Below are 19,158 nucleotides of genomic sequence, written 5' to 3' on the forward strand. Positions count from 1 at the left end.
ATGGCGTCACGTTGCAAGGCATCGTGACGTTGCCCGGCGGGCCAGGTCCCGCGGCGCGCGTCAAGCGTGTCGGCACTCGCTCGCCGCGCCGCCGAGCGAGTGCCCGGCGCCACGCCGCTCAGCGCAACACGCTCCCCAGGAACTGCTGCGTTCGCGCTTGCCTCGGCGCGCCGAAGATATCGGCGGGGGAACCGCTTTCCACGATGCGTCCGTGATCGAAGAACACCACGCGATCTGCTACCTCTCGCGCGAAGCCCATTTCGTGCGTTACGACAATCATCGTCATGCCGTCGCGTGCCAGATCCCTCATGACGCCGAGCACTTCACCGACCGTTTCCGGATCGAGCGCAGACGTCGGTTCGTCGAACAGCATGAGCTTCGGCTTCATCGCCAGCGCGCGCACAATCGCCACGCGCTGCTGTTGACCGCCTGACAGGGACACCGGAAACGCGTTCGCCTTGTGCGCCAGGCCCACACGCTCCAGCAGGGCATGTGCGGTACGTTCAGCTTCGGCCTGCGTCATGCGGCCCAACTTTACCGGGGCGAGCGTGATGTTGCGCAGGATGCTCAGGTGGGGAAACAACGTGTAGTCCTGAAACACCATCCCCACGTCTTCCCGTAGTTTGGCCATCGCCCGATGATCCTTGACGTCGGTCGCGTCGTCGCCCAGCGTGACGGTGCCGTCGGTCGGCGTCTCGAGACTGTTCAGGCAGCGGATCAGCGTCGATTTGCCTGACCCGCTCGGCCCGATAACCACCACGACCTCGCCCGGAAAGACATCCAGATCCACACCATTGACGACCTGATGCTCACCAAAATGCTTTCGCAATCCGCGAATCGAAAGCAGCGCGTTCATTGCAGCCCCGCCAGTGCCCGCGTAGCGCTTTGCAACGACTCGCGTGCGTTCGCCAGACGGGTATGCCAGTCGGCAAGGCTCGTGCGCGTGTTGCCCAGCCTCACGTTCGCTTCCTGCAAGTGCGCGCGCAGCGTGCCGGGGTTCGGGCTACCGGCCGACGCGCGTCCCGCAACGTTGCTCGCAGGGTCCAGACACGCCCGTACGGCTTCGGCGTCGATGCCGAGCGGCGCGCCAAGCTGCTCGCTCGCGGCGGCCTCGACCATCGCGACGTCGATCCTGTCGGCACTCACGCCGAGATCCATCGCGCTGCGTACGACCGACCCCACGACGTGATGCGCGGCCCGGAACGAGAGGTCATGCTCGCGCACCATGTGGTCCGCCAGTGCAGTCGCCGTCGAGAAGTCCTCGGCGGCCAGACGTTCGGCGCGGGCGGCCGCCGGACGCGCCGTACGCAGCACGAGTTCCAGCAGATTCAGGCAGCGGATCGCCTCGCGCGCCGTCTCCCAGAAGCCTTGCGTGCCCTCGCGGTTGGCGTCGCCGGAGTGGGTGAAGTTAGTGCCTTTGATCGCCATGGCGCTCGCCATCAGGGCGGCGACGATCTGTCCCGTGCGTCCCTTCAGGTACTCCAGCACGACCGGGTTCTTCTTCTGCGGCATGATGCTTGAGGTCGTGGCCACGCTGTCCGGGAACTCGATCAGTCCGAACTCGTGCGTGGTCCACACGAAGTAATCCTGCGCCACGCGGCTCCAGAGCACGGCCAGCAGACTCAGATCGGCAATGCTCTCGAGCACGAAGTCGCGCGAACCCACGGCATCGAGCGCGTTGTCGACGAACGTGTCGAAGCCCAGCAGATCGGCCGTCCGCTGACGATCGATCGCAAACGGGGTGCCGGCGAACGCCGCAGCGCCGAGCGGCGAGACGTTCATGTTCGTGAGCGTGTCCATCAGGCGACGCGTGTCACGTTCGAGCGCCTGCGCGACGCCCGCCAGATAGAACCCATACGTCATCGGCTGCGCCGGCTGCAAATGCGTGTAGCCGGGCATGACGACATCGGCGTGGTTGGCGGCTTGCGTCAAGGCGGTCTCGCGCACACGCAGCAAGGCCTCGATCAGATCGAGCAGCACGGCGCGTGAGCGCAGACGGTCGAGCGTGGCGAGAATGTCGTTGCGGCTGCGCCCGGTATGCATGCGTCCGCCAATGTCTGCGCCGACCTGATGCATCAGATGCGCTTCATAGTTGAAGTAGCCATCTTCCCGGCTCGGATCGAGCGGCACGGCGTCGGGGCCGGCATCTTCCATCGCCAGAATGCCGCGCGCGAGCGCTGCCGCATGTTCGCGGCGCATGAGTCCGCGCTCGGCCAGCATCACCACGTGCGCCTTGTTGATGTCGCCGAGCGGCAGGAAGGTCTCGTCGAAACCGTCGAGGCGCGGTTTGAAGATGATGTCGTTGACTTCCGGCGCGGCGGCTTCGGTGAGCCGGCGACTGACTTTCGATGTGGACATGTTCAACCTTGTTGGGGAAGAGACCGAACGGGCTCGCGTTGCAGGCGGCGTTCGAGGTGACGGGACAGCGCACTGAGCGCCGAGCAGACGATGAAATAAACGATGAGCACGAGGCCGTAGATCTCGAAGGCGGGATTGCGGCCCTGCATGACGGTGACGCGCTCGATGATGTTCTGATTGACCTTGAGGAACTCGCTCACGCCGATGAGTGCGCCAAGCGACGTGGACTGGACCAGCAGTGTCAGCAAGCCCGTATAGGCGGGCAGGATCGCGCCGACCGACTGCGGCCCGATGACATAGCGATAGATCTGCCAGCGACGCAGGCCGAGCGCGGCGGCGCTCTTCCATTGATGCGGCGGCACGGACAGAATGCCGCCCGACACGACCACGGTGCCGTTGGCGCCGCCCCACAGCGACAAACCGACCGTGGCGGCGACGAACGGGCTCAGATCGAGGCCGAACATCGGCGCGACGAAGAACACACAGAACACGTTGACGATCAGCGGAATCGAGCGGAACAGTTCGACGTAGCCGTGAATGGCCGCCCCGACCCATCGGTTGGGGAGGGTGGCGAATACCCCCAGCACCAACGAGATCACGGTCGTGCACAGCAGCACGGCGCCCGCCAGGGCCAGCGTCATGCTCAGCCCTTGGGCGATGAGCCGCCAGTTTTCGAGAATGATGTGCATGGTGAGCGATGGCCTCAATGCGTTCGGAACGGACGTTGCATCCAGGCCGAGAGCCGATGCGCGAGTAAGGAGAGGACCGCCACCATGCCCAGGTAGAGCACGAGGATCGCGCCGAACATCTCCAGCGGACGGAAGTCCGTTGCAATGCGGTCGACCGCGACGAACGTCAACTCCATCAACCCGATGGCCTGCAAGTACGACGAGTTCTTGAGTAGTGAAATCGCGGTATTGAGCATGCCGGGCAGCGCATGACGCAATGCAATGGGCAGGGCGATGAGCGTGAAGTAATGCCACGGGCGCAACGACAACGCGTGACACGATTCGTACATGCGGCGTCCCACGCTCGCCATGCCGCCTCGCAGGTTCTCGATCTGGTACGCGCCGGCCCACAGCGACAGACACAGTACGCCAGAGGTGAACAGCGACAGACTGAGTCCGACCGCCGGCAATCCGTAGAAGATGAAGAACAACTGCACGAGAATCGGCGTGTTGCGCATGAGCTCCACATAGCCGGTGACGAGTGGTGAGAGCACGGGCACGCGGAAGAGGCGAATGGCACAACCGGCAATGCCGATCAGCGCCGAGCAGACGATGGCGATGACCGACACTTCCAGCGTCATCAGCGCGCCGCGCCAGAGTGCCGGCCATTGCGCGAGAAGGTAAGCGACGTCGAAATCCATAGCCGCCGCCGTTTACAGCGTTTCCTTCGGACGTCCCTGCTGGAACACCGACAGGTAATAGCTGCGAATCGACTCGGGAACGTTGAGTTTGACCCACTGCACGAAGCGGCCTTCGTAGCGCATGCGGGCAATCGTGGCGGACAGGTAATCGCGCCATGCCGCTTCGTTCTTGCGCACGCCGATGGCCGCGTCCGAGATCTGGAAGTACTGCCCCAGCAGTTTCGCCGACGGGTCTTGTGCTGCGGCGACTACAAGCGTGGCGGCGTCGTGCGTGTAAGCGTCCGCGCGGCCTTGGCGGAAGGTTTGCATGGCGTCGGCGGCGGTGTTCAGTCGGAGCATTTTCACGTCCGGCATGTGGTCTTCGAACCACTTGGCCTGCACGGAGCCCTTCAACGCGACGAGTGTCTTGCCCTTGAGGTCGGCGATTGAGTTGATGCCGCTATCGCGACGGACCACCACGTCGCTCGCCCCCCAACGATACGGTTGCGTGAAGTCGATGACGCGAGCGCGCTCGGGCGATACCCCCAGGGTCGCGATGAGCAGATCGACTTTGCGGCCGAGCAATTGCGGCACACGGTTCTCTGCGGTCACGCAGGTGAAGACGGCCTTGTCCTTGCTGCCCAACGCCCATTCGGCGATCTGGCGTCCCATCTCGACTTCCACCCCGGCGAATGCGCCGCTGCTGTCCTGATAGCCATAAGGCGGCTGGTCGCAGCGCACACCCACACGCAACTGGCTTTGCGCCTTGATTTCAGCAGGCACCGGCGGCAAGTCGCCCGGCGCGGCGAGGGCCGGGCGGGCCGTCAGGGTGGCCAGCGCAATGACGGTGGCGGCGGTGGAGGCAGTCGCCAGAACGGCGACGAACGAACGGGACGGGCGTGACATCGAAGGCTCCTGAAGCGAAAAACGGCACATGGAGGACTCGGGCGGCCACGCGTAGGGAGGCGGCGAGTGCCTTGCCTCATGGCGCGCAGACGGGATACGAACGACTGTAGCCGGGCAGGGGCATTCTTAAAAATCACAATACAATACGGGTCCATACATTTTTGATATGCCCCCTCCCGCCCGACGATATGGCTTGGCGAGGCGCAACGGGGGCCACCCGCCCAGAGGAGACCGCGTCGATGAAATTCAAGCAGGTGGAGGCATTCCGGGCGGTGATCCAGACGGGATCGATGACGGCGGCGGCGGAAGCGCTGCACACGTCGCAGCCCAACATCAGCCGATTGATCGGCCAGTTGGAAGACAGCGCCGGTTTCCGGCTGTTCGAGCGCATCAACGGACGGCTGCAACTGACCGACGAAGGCGCGGAACTGTTTCGCGATGTCGAGCGCGCGTTCGTCAGTCTGAAAAGTCTGGAGGATTCGGCGCAGCAGATTCGCCGCTCAGGCACCGGGCGCCTGCGTGTGGGCGCCGTGCCGTCGATGGCGCTGACCCAGATGCCCGAAGCGATCCGGCGGTTTCGGCAAACGCACCCGGGGGTTGCGGTCTCACTGCTGACGAACGATTCGCCGCGCGTGGCCTACTGGGTCGCGTCGCAGTTTTGCGATCTGGGGGTGGCGTCCTACGTCAGTCGGGACGTATCGGGTATCGAGGCGACAAAGATCTGCGAGATCGCGGGCGTGTGCGCGTTTCCCACGGGGCATCGGCTGGGGATGCTCGATGTCGTGACGCCGGCCGACCTGGAATACGAGCCCTTCATCGCGTTATCGCTGGTCGACGGCACGCGCATGAAGATCGATCAGCGCTTTCGCGAGGCGGGCATCGAGCTGCGTCACAAGGAACTGGAAACGCCTTACGAAGCGACGGTGTGTGCGATGGTCGCCAGCGGGCTCGGCGTGAGCATCGTGAGCCGCGCGGTGGCGCAGGCATATGTCGGGAGAGGGCTAGACTATCGGCCGTTTGCGCCGGACGTGCTGTTCGCCACCCATCTGCTGCGACCGCAACATGTGCCGCAAAGTCTGCTGGCGCAGCGCTTTGCGGCCACGTTGCTCGAAGTCGTCGGGGGCGTGACGTCCGCCCCCTGACGTTCGACGCTCAGGGCTGAAGGGTTTACTGATCGACCACGAAGCCGTCGTAGTGCGGGCGCATCGAAATCGGCTTCACCAGCGGCGGGCGAATCTTCTGCGCATCGGGCAGCAATGCCATGCCGAGGCCCGGGCCGTCGGGAATGTCGACGAAGCCCTGATCCGGCAGCGGGACCTTGTCGACGATATCGCTGCCCAGATGGGTGCCCGTCGATTCGAACACGCCGGCTTCGAACCCCGTCGCATATTCCTGCACAGCGAAGTTCGGAATCGCTGCGGCCACTTGCAGGCACGCGGCCAGCCCGATCGGGGACAGCGGGTTGTGCGGCACGACCTGAACGTGATGCGCCTCGGCCATTGCCGCGACTTTCTTCGCGCCGGTGATCCCGCCGCAGACAGCCACGTCGATACGCGCGTACTCCACGGCGTTACGTGCGAGCAGCGCCTGGAATTCGTAGATGGTGCAGAAGCGCTCGCCCGTGGCGATCGGCACGCGGATGCGGTCGGCGACGCGCGCCATGGCGTCGGCATTCTCCGGGCGGATCGGATCTTCGACGAACATCGGCGTGTCCTGCTCGATGCCGTTCGTAAATGTCACGGCTTCCGCCGGCGTCAGTCGGCGGTGCAGTTCGATGAGCAGATCGACGCGGTCGCCCACGACTTCGCGCATCCGGTGAACGTTGTCGATCGCATCGTGCATCTTGCGAATGTGGGTCTTGAAGTAGACCTTGTCGTTGCCCTCGTCGAGGAACGGATTGATGTGCCCGAAAGCATTGAAACCCGCTTCCATCTTGCGCTGGCATTCCTCCAGCACCTTTTCGATGTTGCTCTCGTAGATATGGCCATAGATACGCGCCTTCTTGCGCGCCGGCCCGCCGAGCAGCTCATAGATCGGCACGTTCAGTGCGCGGCCCTTGATGTCCCACAGCGCGATGTCGATGGCGGAAATCGCCGCGTTGATGGCCAGCCCCTGAAAGTAGCTGAAGCGATGCATCACGTTCCAGTGGTGCTCGATATCGAACGCGCGCTTGCCCACCAGATATTCGGCAAAGCGCTTGATGGCCGTTCCTGCGGCTTCGATATGGCCCCAGATGCCGGCTTCGCCATAGCCGGTGATGCCTTCGTCCGTGTCAATGCGAACGAACATGAACTGGCCGACGTGAAGCGGCTCGACCTTCGTGATTTTCATCGTGACTCCTTCGTGGAAAGACTGTGTAAATGTCGGGAATGCGTTCAATGCATTCCCGGGATTAATGGGATTAACGGGACTGATGAGCGATGGGACGTGCCGGGGCGGTGTGCGCGTCATCGTGAATGCCGTCGTGCATGTCGTCATTGAGCGAGCGGCCGCGCGTTTCCGGGCCGAGCGCCACCGAGATCGCGGTGATGACACCGAGCGCGACCACGTACCACGCCACGAGGTGTGGCGAGCCCTCATCGGCCGAGAGCAGGGCCACGGCGATCATCGGCGCAATCCCGCCCGAGATCGGCGACGTGACCTCCCGTGCGAGCGAGAAGCCGGTGTAGCGCACGCGTGACGGGAACATCTCGGCAAGCCACGGGCTTTGTGCCGACGTCATCATGGTCTTCGCGATCGACGACACCAGGAACAGGCCGACGTAAATCCATACGACCTCGCCCGTCTGCAACATCCGGAAGAACGGGAATACGGCAATGCCGGAGAGCAGGGCGCCGCCCATGTACACCGGCTTGCGTCCGACCTTGTCCGAGACCCAGCCGAACAGCGGCACGGTAATGAACTGAAGCGCGGTGCTCCACATCAGCGCCGTGACGATGACGTCGCGCGACATGTGCAGTTGCTGCGTCACATAGACGATGACGAACGATTCGTAGATGTACGCGAGCGAGTTGTCGCCCAGGCGGGCGCCCCAGGCGCAAAGCATCGGACGCAGCGAGTGGCGGAAGACCTCGGTGAGCGGGGCGCGCACCACGGCGTTCTTGCGGCGCAACGCTTCGAAGACCGGCGTCTCCTTGAGTTGGCTGCGTAACAGCACGCCGAGCGCAACGACCACGGCGCTCAGCAGAAACGGAATGCGCCAGCCCCACGCTTCGAAGCCCTCTTTGGACATCGATGACGACAGATGGAAGGTGGCCAGCGACATCAACAGCCCGAGCGCCACCCCGATGTACGGCAGGGAACCGTAGAGCCCACGGCGCTTCGCCGGGGCGTATTCGATCACCATGAGCACGGCGCCGGCGTATTCGGCGCCCGACCCGAGTCCCTGCGCCGCGCGCAGGACGCACAGCAGAATCGGCGCCCAGACACCGATGGACGCATACGTCGGGAGCAGGCCCATCAACGTCGTCGACCCTCCCATGAGCAGCAAGGTGATGATGAGCACCGACTTGCGGCCGATCCGGTCACCGAGTCGTCCAAAGATCACACTCCCGGCCGGACGCACGAAAAAGCCGATTGCGAAGCTCGCATAGGCGAGCAACGTGCCGGTCAGATGGTCGTAGGACGGGAAAAACAGATGGTTGAAGAGCGTGGCGGCGGCTGTGGCGTAGAGGTAGTAGTCGTACCACTCCATCGCCGTGCCCACAATCGCGCTCAGGATCGCATTACGTATTGCTTGCCGAACTTCCGGCGTCATTTGTCCTTCGGTATTCACGTATGACCCCTTCATGTGCGCCGCTCGCTCGCGAGCCGGCGCACTTGTCTCTCTCCATGACGGTCGCCGCGACGCATTAGCTGTCGTCGCGGTCCTCCTGTGATTCCGTTTGCCGGCATTTCACTTTTGGAAACGTTTCCGGAAACGTTTCCAAAAGATAATCGTTGTAAACTGGCGCGTCAAGAGGAGATGAGATCGATGAGTGACAACTTGCCGGGCGATCCCAAGGGACGGCCGGGAATCAAGGCGGTGGCCGCCTTGGCTGGCGTGGGAATCGCATCCGTGTCGCGCGTGCTGTCCGGGCAACCCGGATCGAGCCCGCAACTCACGCAACGGGTGCTGGAAGCTGCGCGCACGCTCGGTTACGCGCCGAACGCGCTCGCGCAGGGGCTGCGCCGGCGCGCGACGCGCTCCATTGGTTTCGTGGGATCGGACATCACCAACCCGCTGATCGCGTCCATTGTGCGCGGCGCGGAAAGCGTGCTCACGGTCGCCGGGTTTTCCGTGCTGCTGACGAATTCGGGCGGCGTGCCGAGCGTAGACGCCGAGCGCATCGAGGTGCTGATGCACCGGCAAGTCGACGGTCTCATCGTGTTGCCCACGCTCGAAGACGACCCGGCCACGCTGCTCGCGCTGCGCAATACCAAGTGCCCTGTCGTTCTGATCGACCGCGCCTTTCCCGCCGATATTCCCGCGCACTATGTCCTGTCGGATCACTATCAGGGCATGGGCGATGCCGCGCGTGCCTTGCTCGACAAAGGACATCGCCGCATCGGCCTGGTCGTGGGGCGTGATGTGCGCCCGACGCGCGAGCGTGTCCGGGCAATGGAAGACGCCTACGACCGGCTCGGTTTGCCGCGCAATCTCATCGTGCATCGCGGCACGTTGTCGTCGGATCACGGCGAGGTGGCCATCGAGGAAATGCTCGCCGACGACGATCCCCCGACCGCGATCGTGCTGGGCGGCAATCAGTTGCTTGAAGGCGCATTGCAGGCCATCCACCGCCGGGGGCTTCAGCTCGGCCGGGACCTGTCGCTCGTGAGTTGCGACGACGTGCCCCTGTGCCGTTTTCATCAACCGCCGATTGCCACGGTCATGCGTGACGCCGAGCAACTTGGCGCGCGCGCGGCGCAACTGGTGCTCACGCACATCGAAACGCCGGGCACGCCCGAATCGGTGAGTCTGCCGACGTGGTTCGAGTCTCGTGCGAGTTGCGGCGCGCCGTCGGGCACGTCGGTGCAGCGCCGTGCCGACAAGGTTCGTTAAGAGGTTCGTTGAGAGGTTCGTTAAAAGGTTCGCTAAAAGATTCGTCAAGCGACGCATTCCCGGACAAACATGCAGAATTTCCCCGATCTTCGCGATTTGCAGATATTCAGCGTGGTCTGTCGGCTGCGCAGTTTCGCCAAGACGGCGACCGAGCTTGGCGCGTCGACGTCGTATATCAGCAAGCGCATTCACATGCTGGAGCGCGAGATGGGGGCGACGCTGTTGCATCGCACGTCGCGACGGGTGACGCCGACCGAGGACGGCGAGGCGATTCTGAAGTGGTCCGTCTACATGCTCGACGCGGCGACGGAAATGCATGACGCGGTGTCGGACATCAAAACCGAGCCACGCGGCGATCTGCGCATCAGTTCAAGCTTCCGGTTGGGGCGTAATCTGCTGGCGCCCGCGCTCTCGCAGCTATCGAGCCGATACCCGCGTCTGGACATCTCGCTGATCGTGATGGACCGGCCGGTGGATCTCATCGCGGAGTCGATCGACCTGGATATCCGCATCGGCAAGGTGTCGGAGCCCCATCTGATTGCGCACAAACTGGCGGCCAGCACGCGCGTGCTGTGCGCGTCGGCTGACTATCTGGCGCGCCGTGGCATGCCGCAGACGCCCGACGACCTGCTGACGCATTCGTGCCTCGTGTTCCGCGAGCGAGATCAGCCGTTCGGCACGTGGCGGCTGCGAAACAGAACCGCAGGGAAAGAGGCGGAGGCGGACGTCGCAACGATCAAGGTCGGCGGCTCGCTGTCGTCCAACAACAACGACATCATCTGGACGTGGGCGTTGGGCGGGCACGGCATCATGCGCGCGTCGGCGTGGGATTGTGCGCAGAGCCTCCAGCAGGGGCAGTTGATTCGTGTGCTGCCGGAATATGACTGGCCTGCCGATATCTATGCGGTGACGACGGCGCGTCTTTCCGCATCGGCCAAGGTGCGCGTGTGCGTGGAGTTTCTGCAAAACTGGTTTGCGAGCGAATTCGGGACGACGGCGCCGCTGTCGCCCTGAATGCCTGAATGTGGCAAGGGCCAACGTCACCGTTGGCCCTCTGTTGATGCCCTTGTCGATCGCCCGGTCGATATCTCGATCAAGCAGGGCTGTGTCGCTTAAGCCGTAACGACGGCGGGTTCTCGCGGCGCCTTGCGTCCCGACATGGCGATGGCGACGCCGCCGAGAATGGCGCACGCGGCCAATACCAGCAGCGACGGCACGAAGCTGTTCGACACCGACTTCACGTAGCCCACCAGCAGCGGTCCGGCGGACTGCCCGATGAGGTTGCCCACCCCGCTGACGATGGCGACTGCCGGAATCGCCTTGCGCGTCGGCAGAATTTCCGTGAGCCAGGCGAACACGAGCGGGTTCAGCATCTTCAGCGTGAAGCCCAGCACCACGAACAGGATGATTTGCAGGTAGTAGAGATTGGCGGGGACCAGCGCCGCGCCGATCATCACGAAACCGGTGAACGCGGTCGGCAGCGCGGCATGCCAGCGACGTTCCTGCCCGTGTTTGTCCGAGCGTCGGCTGATGTAGAAAATCCCGAACATCGAGGCAATGAACGGCAGGCCCGAAAACACGCCGATGTAGAAGTCGCCAAGCGTGCCGTAAGTGCGCATGATCGTGGGCAGCCAGAGCGTCGCGCCGTACATCAGAATGCCGTTCAGTGCGAAGCCGGCCGTCAGCAACCAGACCGTCGGTTCCGTCAGCACGCTCCACCACGGATCGACTTCGGGCTTTTTGTGCGACGCCTGTTCGGCGTTCAGCTCACGTTGCAGCCATTGACGATCGGTTGGCGACAGCCAGCGCGCGCTTTCGAGGCTACGCGGGATCGCAAGGAACCAGATCGCGCAGAAGATCCAGGCGGGCAGGCCCTCGGCGATCATCATGACGCGCCAGTCGTAATGGGCGAGAATCGCGCCGGAAATCGGGCCAGCGAGAAAGCCCCCGGCAGGAATGGCGAGATTCCAGATGCCGAACGCCCGGCCTCGCTCGGCCTTCACGAACCATTGCGCGAGGAACAGCGAAACGGCCGCGTAGATGGGCCCCTCGGCCAGCCCGAGCAGCACGCGCAAGGCGACCAGCTCATGGTAGGTCCGCGCAAACCCGGTGGCGACGGCCGCCAGCCCGAACAGCAGCAGCGCAACGCCGATCAGTCGCCGGGGATTGAACAGCAGCGCGATGATGCCGCCGCCAAGTTGGGTGACCGCGTAGCCCCACGCGAACGCTGCACCGATCCAGCCCGCCTGAATCGGCGAGAGGCCAAGCTCCTGCGTGATGTGGGGCAGCGCCATGCCCATGTTGGCACGATCGAAGAACGAGATCGTGTACATGATGAAGGTCGCCGGAAGGATGATGAACCAGCGCTCCCGCGCGATTCCCTCCCCATTGGGAACTGACGAATTCATACTGCTTGTCTCCTGCTGACGAGGCGCACCTGAACCGCGCGCGCCCCTGTTGTTTTGTTCGTATTGTCGAGGGGGGCCGTCGATCTGTCGCGCAGATCAGCGATCGATTCGGTATTGCTCGATCACCTCCGGCTTGAGACGGATACCGAAGCCCGGACCTTGCGGTACCGTCATGTAGCCGTCGCGAATTTCCGGGAAACCGTCGGGCAACTGCCACAGCAGCGGGTCGCGCACCTTGTTGGCGAAGATCTCGACGAACAGCGCGTGCGGATTGGCCGCGATCAGGTGAACGGCGACCTGGGGCTCTTCGTGGTGCGCCATCTCTACGTTCATCAGCTTGGCCATGTCGGCAACGCGCTGCCATTCGGTCACACCGCCGCACAGCGTGCAGTCGAGGTTCAGGATGGAGACGTGGCCTTTGGTGATGAGGTCGCGGCATGCGCGGCCGGTGATCTCGCCTTGACCGACGTTGACCGGAATCGACGTCTTCATGGCGAGAAGCGCCAGGCCGTCGGTCTGGTCATACCACTTCACGGGTTCTTCCATCCAGCGCACGTCGAGGTCTGCCTTCTCCATGGCGACGCAGAATTTGACGGCGTCGAGCGGGTCCCAGCCCTGATTGGCATCGACCGTCACCACGAAGTCCTTGCCGCCGGCGCGGCGAGCTGCGCGCACGCGCTCCAGATCCTCTTCCAGCGACGCGCGGCCGACTTTCATCTTGATGCCGATGCAACCGGTCTCGCGCACCATCGCCACTTCCTCGGCGATGGCAACGCATGAATCCTTGCCATCCTTCGGATAGTACCCACCGATGGAGATGACCGGCACGCGGTCCCGCACGCCGCCGAGCAGCTTGTAGACCGGCGTGTTGTAAAGCTTGCCGCGGGCGTCCCACATGGCGTTGTCGAGACAGCTCACGGCCTGCAGCAGGATGCCGCGCGGATGCATGTCCAACTGGTGCAGCCCGCGATTGCCCAGATCCACGTTCACATGGAACATCGCCTCCCAGAGTCGCTGGAAGTCGCGAACGTCCTGCCCGATGAGCAGGGGCGACAGATGTTCGCGTACGACGTTGACGATCTCGGTCTGCGTGTGGAACTCGTCGCCACCGTAGCTTTCCCCGACGATGCCGTTTTCCAGATGGACGCGTGTGACGATCGTCGGGCGCGATGCCACCTGATACGTGCCGCCCTTGAACACTTCCTCCAGTGCCATGTCGAGCGGGATGATCTCAACCGATTCAATTTTCATGCTCAATCCTCGTGTCTTCCGAATCCTTGTCAATCCAAAGCGCCGTTGCGCGCCGTGTGCCTGCCGGGCAGACGACGGGGCAACACCGTGGATGGACGATACGGCGCAGCGAGGGGAGGAACAACGGCCGGGGTGTACACCGATCGTCCACGATCTGTGGATCATCGGCAGGCAACGGCGCGATGGCAGGAAACGTTTGGGGACGAAGCGATCCGGATGGGACGGCGCGCTCAGGACGGTCGATCGTCGGTCAATATTGACCTGTATGCGGTATTGACTAGAATCCGGAGTAATCGAAGGTCGTCAAGGGACTGATGGGCGGGGCGCCGCTCGGACGGATGTCAGCGTCAAGCTGGCAACGCAGTAGGGGGAAGTCGTTCTTAGATGCGATGTTCGAGGGGGAAAACGTATGCCAGAGCATGAGTATGTGACGGGCGATTTCCACGTGACTGTCTTTTCGATCCCGCTTCGAGACGGGCGTTATCGTGCCGACGTGGTGGTGCGGCGCATTGGATCCCGAGAGTCGTGCCATCGCCAGGAGCTCTACGGCCAGGTGTTTGCGACGCGCAGCGATGCCCGCGCCCACGGGCAAAGCTACGCGGAAAAATGGTTGCTGGAGTTCGGCCAGAAGGCCGCCCTGGGCAGCCCCGGCAAGGATCGCGCCTGAACGGAGCGTCGGCACGGGACGAGAGCGACGCGGGACGTTCAACCGCGTTCACCCGTTCGAGACCGAACGCGAATGCACCGAATGCACCGAGTGCGCTGGCAGCCGCAAATCCGGAACCTCAATCCCGGTGGTCCTGTGCGCCCGGTTTCCAGTAGCCTTTACAGGCGACGCGTTGCGGGTCGACGTGCTCGCGCTCCAGCCAGTAGCTGCGCCATTGCTTGACCCAGACCGCTTCGCCAGCCATCCACACTTGTCCGGGGCCATCGGCCACACGGGGGTGTTCCGTGAGAACGGGGTCGTCCGCCGCCATGGCAAGGGGTGGCGTTCGCCGGTAGCGCCACTGCACGTGCATTCTCGCGGGTGATCTGATCAATTGCCGCTCCTGCTCGTCGTCCACCACCAGCAGCGCTGTGACCGGCAGGCCGTGCGGTAGCCGTTCGAGTATCGATTGCGCCGCAGGCAATGCGCTCGCATCGGCCGCCAGCCAGACCCATTTCGTGTCGCGCTGCAACGTAAATCCACCGTCGCGTGGGCCGGCGATATCAACCTGATCGCCGCACTGCACTGTGCGTGCCCACGCGGAAACCGAACCGTCGTCACGATCGTCGCCATGCAGGACGAAGTCGATATCGAGCGTTCGCGCCTGTTCGTCGACACGCCGGATGGTGTAAGCCCGGCCACTCCTGCCGGGCGGGAAGACCTTGATCCACGCTGCGGCCGAGTGTGCGTCGACGGATTCGAGCCATGCGGCGAGTTCGGGGCCACCGAGGACCAACCGGCGCATTTTCGGGGTGAGCAGCGTGGCGCGAAGCACAATGGCGTTCACGCGTGTGCGCGACGCGCTGCGAAGAAAATCGAGATTCATGAGGGATGCCCTGCAAATGCGTTAGTGAGCCCGCTTGGGCGACCGCGCCATCAGCACGATGCCGATCGACAAGGTGAACCCCAGACTGGACATGAGGAAGAAGTCATTGAGCGACAGCATGTCTGCCTGAACGACGGTCTGACGCCAGATCACCGCCCAGGCTTGCGTGTCGGTCAGACCGGCGGCGCGAAGCGTATCGACGTGATGCGTCACCACGTCGCGAAACGGCGACAGGTGATCGACCAGACGATTCTGGTAGACCCGCGAACGGTGATCCCAGAACGTTTGCGCGAGCGACGCCACCAGACTCCCGGACATCATGCGGATCGCGGTTTGAAGGCCCGACGCCGCCGCGAGCCGCTCCGGTGCCAGTCCGGCCAGCGACAGCGCCACGAGCGGCGTCAGGAACAGGCCGATGCCCACGCCTTGCGCCAGACACGCCAGCGCAATCGTCATGGCGTCGACGTCGGTCGTCATCGTTGCGCGCCAACCGGCCACCAGCGCCCACGCAACGAACGCGAGGCTGGCGAAGATGCGGGCGTCGTGCTTCTGCACCCAGCGGCCCAGCAACGGCGCGAGCAGAATGCCGAACACCCCCATTGGCGCCGTGACGAAGCCGGCCCATGTCGCCGTGTAGCCCATGTCCGTCTGCAACCACAGGGGGATGAGCACCAGCGCGGCAAAGTACAGGCCGAAGCCAACGGCAACCGCGATCGTGCCCATGGTGAAGTTGCGATGCCGGAACAAGGTGAGGTCCAGGATCGGATGCTTCTCGCCAAGCTCCCACACGATGAGGACGATGAAACCCAGCAGCGAGCAGATGGCCGTGGCGCAAATGACCGGCGACGAGAACCAGTCGAGAATGCGTCCGCGATCGAGCGTGATTTGCAGGCAGCCGATCGCCACGGCGAGCAGCAGCAGCCCCACGATGTCGACGGGCAGCTTTGTCGACGGCGTGTCCTTGCCCTTGAACATCGCCATCGTGAACACCACGACGAAGATGCCGACCGGTGCATTGACGAGGAAGATCCAGGGCCAGCTGAAGTCGTCGGTGATCCATCCGCCGAGCACCGGCCCGGCCACGGGCCCGGCCATGTTGGTCATGGCCCACATGGCCACGGCGAACGTGCGTTTGTGCGGCGGGAAAATCGCGACGAGCAGGGCCTGACTGAGCGGGACGATCGGCCCCGACACCATGCCTTGCAACACGCGCGCGACGAGCAGGGATTCGAACGTCGGCGCCAGTCCGCACATCACCGATGCCACGGTGAAGAGGGCGACGGCGGCGACGAACAGGCGCACTTGCCCGAAGCGTCGCGATAGCCAGCCGGTCAGCGGAATGCAGATCGAGTTCGCGATGGCGAAGAACGTAATGGCCCACTCCCCGATCTCGGAACTCACGCCGAGGTTGCCGGAGATGGTGGGGATCGAGACGTTGGCGATCGTAATGTCCACGACCGCCATGAACGACGCGAGGCTCACCGCGATGGCCGCGAGCACGAGCGCCGGCCCCGACATCGGTGTAATGGGACCCAGGGCGGCGCGTGTCATTGCGAGGTCCCGAGGCTGTGTTGGGTGGCAGTGGCGGCGGCAGTGGCGGCAGCCGTGGCCGAGCGATCCGCAGCGACCTTTTGCGCGGCATAGACGTCAGTCTTCTCGGTCGCACGGGCGCGCAATGCCCCCTTGCCGGTGGCGCACTGACGCGTGTCGATCTCGACCTCCGTCGACATGCCGATGCGTAGCGGATGTCGCGCAACGTCTTCGGGATTGAGGCGGATACGGACCGGCACGCGTTGCACGACCTTGATCCAGTTGCCCGTCGCGTTCTGTGCGGGCAACAGCGAGAATGCGGCGCCGCTGCCGGCTTCGATGTCGTCCACGGTGCCGCGATACGTGACGCGGCTGCCGTACAGGTCGGCCTTGACCTGCGCCGGCTGACCTGAACATACGCCGTCGAGCTGGACCTCCTTGAAGTTCGCGTCGACCCAGACCTGATCGAGCGGCACGACGGCCATGAGCCGGTCGCCGACACCGACACGCTTGCCGAGCTGCACCGTGCGTTGCGCGATCATGCCCGCGACCGGCGAGCGGATCGTGGTGCGCTCCAGCGCCAGGGCGGCGGCACGAACGCGTTCGGTTGCGGCGAGCACGTCGGGGTGCGTGTCGACCGTGGTTCCTTGCGTGTGCGCCTGCGCTTCCGCGCGCGCCTGCACCGCCGCTTGCAAGGCGGCCTCCGCCATGCGCACGGCATCGCCCGCGTGGCGCGCTTCTTCCTGCGTGACAGCGCCTTGCGCCACGATCTGCTGGCGGGCCGACAGATCCGATCTGGCGCGATCGAGTTCCACCTGCCTGAGTGCGACCGTGGCTGCCGCCCGTGCATCGGCGGCGAACAAGGCGCGCACACGTCGCACCGTTTGGCCCAGCTCTGCCTGTGCGGCATCGAGCGCAATGTGCGCGTCGCTCGCGTCGATCTCGGCAAGCGTCTGACCGGCGAGCACCCGATCGGCATTGTCGACGAAGACTTGCGAGATGGCGCCGGCCACTTGCGGCGTGATGGCGACGACGTGTCCGTTGACGTAGGCGTCGTCGGTCGTGCGGGCATCGTCGCCTTGCACGACATGCCACACGCCCCAGGCGATGCCGGTAAGAACGATTACGCCACCGACGATGCCGAGCCGCTTGCGGCGAGTGGAGGATGTGTCGGCCGCGAGATCGGTCGAGGTGGGGGCATTGGTTTTGCTTTCGGTCATGATTGTCGTTGTGAAATCGTAAATGTCTGGGAGGCGGCGCTGGGCGACCACGCACCGCCGAGTGCACGAATGAGGGCGATCTGCGCTTCGGCAACGTCGGCATCGGCCTCGGCTTCGCGGCGTTGACTGAGCAGCAGCGCGGTTTGCGCGTTCAGCAGGTCGCGAGTGTCGGACAAGCCGCTTTGCTGACGGAGCCGATGCAGCGCGACGACGCGCATCCAATGGCCGTTCGACCCGCGTGCGGTGTCCTGTCGGGTGCGTGCCGCTTTGAGCGTGGCGACGGCGTCGGCGACTTGCTGAAGCGCGTTCACTACGGTCGCGTTGTAGGCGCTGACGGCCGCGTCGTATTCGGCGACACGGCCACGCAGGTTGGCGCGCAGGCGACCGCCTTCGAAGATCGGCAGCGTGATGGCGGGGCCGATTTGCGCAGAAGTACTGCCCGCGCGCAGCAGGTAGCCGAGGCCCAGACTCTGGAGTCCGGCGAACGCACTCAGGTCGACGTCGGGATAGAAGGCGGCACGCGCCACGCCGATGTCTTTGGCCGCCGCTTCTGCGGCGCTGCGCCGGGCCGCCACATCCGGGCGATAGCCCAGCAACACCGCAGGCAGGTTCGAGACCGGCGCGGGGTCGGCCGAGGGCCGGACATGCGGGCGCGCCAGCGTGTCGGCGAACGCCGGCGACTGGCCGAGCAGAGCGGCGATCATGTGACGATGACCGGCAATCTGTGCGTCGTATCGGGCGACCTCGGCACGCGTGAGCGAAACGGCATCTTCCGACGCTACGAGACCGATGTCCGTCTCCAGTCCGGCGCGCCGACGCTCGCTCAGCACGGCGATCAGGCCGTTGCGCCGCGCGAGTCCCTGCTCGGCGACGTCGCGCAGGCGATAGGTGGCGTCGAGCCGGAGATACGCGGCGGCGAGTGAGGTCTGAAGCACCAGGCGTGCGTCTGCCGCTTCGAACTCGGCTGCGCGCGCTCGCCACTCGGCGGCATGCGCCGCGTCGCGCCACTTTCCCCAGAAATCCAGGTGGTATTGCAGGCTGACGCCGAGCGATCCCTGACTGCCGTAATTGCCCGCGTACGGCGACGGGAACGTGTAGTGATTGGGAAATCGATCGACCGTCGCAGACGCTGCGCCATCGACACGCGGATAACGATCGGCCGCGGCCGCCGCACCGGCCGCTTCGGCCTGCCGCAATCGCGCCTGTGCGGCGTGTATCGACGGCGCGCTCTGCGCGGCGAGCGCCATGAGCGACGTCAACTGGTCATCGCCGAACGCGCGCCACCACGCGGACGTATCGCGTGCGGCCGTGGGCGCATCGACAGCGTCGGCGTTGCGATGCGCTTCGGAGATATCGTCTCCGGCGTGCAGCGTTTGCAGGTCGAGCGGCTGTCTCGACGCCGAATCGTCATTGCCGCTCGCACATCCGGCGAGCAGGGCGACGATGATGCTGCCGCTCACCAGGGCGCGCAGCGCGCACGGTATGCGGGTGTGATGAGAACTGCCGGGGGTGCGGGCGACGGCAATGGCAGCCCGCCGGCGCGCGCGCGAACGCGCGCACCCTG

17 protein-coding genes are annotated in these 19,158 nt (G+C 64.5%); 4 read left to right on the forward strand and 13 right to left on the reverse strand.

The window, feature by feature from the left end; translation table 11 throughout:
- Nucleotides 1-118 precede the first annotated feature (118 nt).
- Genes C5N93_RS27210 through C5N93_RS27230 form a run of 5 tightly spaced genes read right to left on the reverse strand, consistent with a single transcriptional unit; the run spans nt 119 to nt 4,612 of the window.
- Nucleotides 119-856 carry an amino acid ABC transporter ATP-binding protein gene (locus C5N93_RS27210; protein ID WP_277990492.1) on the reverse strand — a complete coding sequence of 246 codons (738 nt, stop codon included), beginning with the start codon at nt 854-856 and terminating at the stop codon, nt 119-121.
- A complete protein-coding gene (argH, locus tag C5N93_RS27215; RefSeq protein WP_242561723.1) occupies nt 853-2,358 on the reverse strand; it encodes an argininosuccinate lyase in 1,506 nt (501 codons plus the stop codon). The genes C5N93_RS27210 and argH overlap by 4 nt, the downstream gene beginning before the upstream one ends.
- Nucleotides 2,359-2,360: 2 nt before the next feature.
- Nucleotides 2,361-3,047, reverse strand: a complete 687-nt coding sequence (locus C5N93_RS27220; protein WP_242561724.1) for an amino acid ABC transporter permease — start codon at nt 3,045-3,047, stop codon at nt 2,361-2,363.
- Nucleotides 3,048-3,061: 14 nt separating this feature from the next.
- Nucleotides 3,062-3,727, reverse strand: a complete 666-nt coding sequence (locus C5N93_RS27225; RefSeq protein ID WP_069340585.1) for an amino acid ABC transporter permease — start codon at nt 3,725-3,727, stop codon at nt 3,062-3,064.
- A 12-nt stretch (nt 3,728-3,739) separates the two neighbouring features.
- Nucleotides 3,740-4,612, reverse strand: coding sequence for a transporter substrate-binding domain-containing protein (locus C5N93_RS27230; protein ID WP_242561725.1), 873 nt, complete (start codon nt 4,610-4,612; stop codon nt 3,740-3,742).
- A gap of 239 nt (nt 4,613-4,851) precedes the next feature.
- Between C5N93_RS27230 and C5N93_RS27235 the strand changes: the two genes are divergently transcribed.
- Complete coding sequence (locus C5N93_RS27235; protein WP_242561726.1) at nt 4,852-5,754, forward strand: LysR substrate-binding domain-containing protein; 903 nt, start codon at nt 4,852-4,854, stop codon at nt 5,752-5,754.
- A gap of 25 nt (nt 5,755-5,779) precedes the next feature.
- On the opposite strand, the gene C5N93_RS27240 is transcribed toward C5N93_RS27235, so the two are convergent.
- Both C5N93_RS27240 and C5N93_RS27245 read right to left on the reverse strand, forming a co-directional pair.
- The gene (locus tag C5N93_RS27240) at nt 5,780-6,943 is read right to left on the reverse strand and encodes a mandelate racemase/muconate lactonizing enzyme family protein (protein WP_069340583.1); all 1,164 of its coding nucleotides are present in this window, start codon (nt 6,941-6,943) and stop codon (nt 5,780-5,782) included.
- A gap of 70 nt (nt 6,944-7,013) precedes the next feature.
- The gene (locus C5N93_RS27245; protein ID WP_242561727.1) at nt 7,014-8,369 is read right to left on the reverse strand and encodes an MFS transporter; all 1,356 of its coding nucleotides are present in this window, start codon (nt 8,367-8,369) and stop codon (nt 7,014-7,016) included.
- Nucleotides 8,370-8,585: 216 nt separating this feature from the next.
- Between C5N93_RS27245 and C5N93_RS27250 the strand changes: the two genes are divergently transcribed.
- Nucleotides 8,586-9,653 carry a LacI family DNA-binding transcriptional regulator gene (locus C5N93_RS27250; RefSeq protein WP_242561728.1) on the forward strand — a complete coding sequence of 356 codons (1,068 nt, stop codon included), beginning with the start codon at nt 8,586-8,588 and terminating at the stop codon, nt 9,651-9,653.
- Nucleotides 9,654-9,722: 69 nt separating this feature from the next.
- Nucleotides 9,723-10,667 carry a LysR family transcriptional regulator gene (locus C5N93_RS27255; protein ID WP_242561729.1) on the forward strand — a complete coding sequence of 315 codons (945 nt, stop codon included), beginning with the start codon at nt 9,723-9,725 and terminating at the stop codon, nt 10,665-10,667.
- Nucleotides 10,668-10,765: 98 nt separating this feature from the next.
- On the opposite strand, the gene C5N93_RS27260 is transcribed toward C5N93_RS27255, so the two are convergent.
- Nucleotides 10,766-12,061 (reverse strand): MFS transporter, encoded by a 1,296-nt coding sequence (locus tag C5N93_RS27260; RefSeq protein ID WP_242561730.1) that lies wholly within the window; start codon nt 12,059-12,061, stop codon nt 10,766-10,768.
- A 96-nt stretch (nt 12,062-12,157) separates the two neighbouring features.
- Entirely contained in the window at nt 12,158-13,312 is a 1,155-nt protein-coding gene (locus C5N93_RS27265) for a mandelate racemase/muconate lactonizing enzyme family protein (protein WP_069340578.1), read from the reverse strand.
- Between the two features lie 409 nt (nt 13,313-13,721).
- On the opposite strand from C5N93_RS27265, the gene C5N93_RS27270 reads away from it, so the two are divergent.
- Nucleotides 13,722-13,979 (forward strand): hypothetical protein, encoded by a 258-nt coding sequence (locus C5N93_RS27270; protein WP_242561731.1) that lies wholly within the window; start codon nt 13,722-13,724, stop codon nt 13,977-13,979.
- Nucleotides 13,980-14,097: 118 nt separating this feature from the next.
- On the opposite strand, the gene C5N93_RS27275 is transcribed toward C5N93_RS27270, so the two are convergent.
- From C5N93_RS27275 to C5N93_RS27290, 4 genes are read right to left on the reverse strand one after another with little or no spacing between them, the layout of a single operon-like run.
- Nucleotides 14,098-14,844, reverse strand: coding sequence for a siderophore-interacting protein (locus C5N93_RS27275; RefSeq protein ID WP_242561732.1), 747 nt, complete (start codon nt 14,842-14,844; stop codon nt 14,098-14,100).
- A gap of 21 nt (nt 14,845-14,865) precedes the next feature.
- Nucleotides 14,866-16,395: a DHA2 family efflux MFS transporter permease subunit gene (locus C5N93_RS27280; protein ID WP_242561733.1), complete on the reverse strand. Its 1,530-nt coding sequence runs from the start codon at nt 16,393-16,395 to the stop codon at nt 14,866-14,868.
- The gene (locus tag C5N93_RS27285) at nt 16,392-17,594 is read right to left on the reverse strand and encodes an efflux RND transporter periplasmic adaptor subunit (protein WP_242561734.1); all 1,203 of its coding nucleotides are present in this window, start codon (nt 17,592-17,594) and stop codon (nt 16,392-16,394) included. The genes C5N93_RS27280 and C5N93_RS27285 overlap by 4 nt, the downstream gene beginning before the upstream one ends.
- Nucleotides 17,591-19,054: an efflux transporter outer membrane subunit gene (locus C5N93_RS27290; protein ID WP_242561735.1), complete on the reverse strand. Its 1,464-nt coding sequence runs from the start codon at nt 19,052-19,054 to the stop codon at nt 17,591-17,593. Before C5N93_RS27290 ends, C5N93_RS27285 begins: the two co-directional genes overlap by 4 nt.
- Between the last annotated feature and the right edge of the window lie 104 nt (nt 19,055-19,158).

Origin of the sequence: Pandoraea sp. LA3 (assembly GCF_022696215.1) — a bacterium.
Classification (GTDB): domain Bacteria; phylum Pseudomonadota; class Gammaproteobacteria; order Burkholderiales; family Burkholderiaceae; genus Pandoraea; species Pandoraea capi.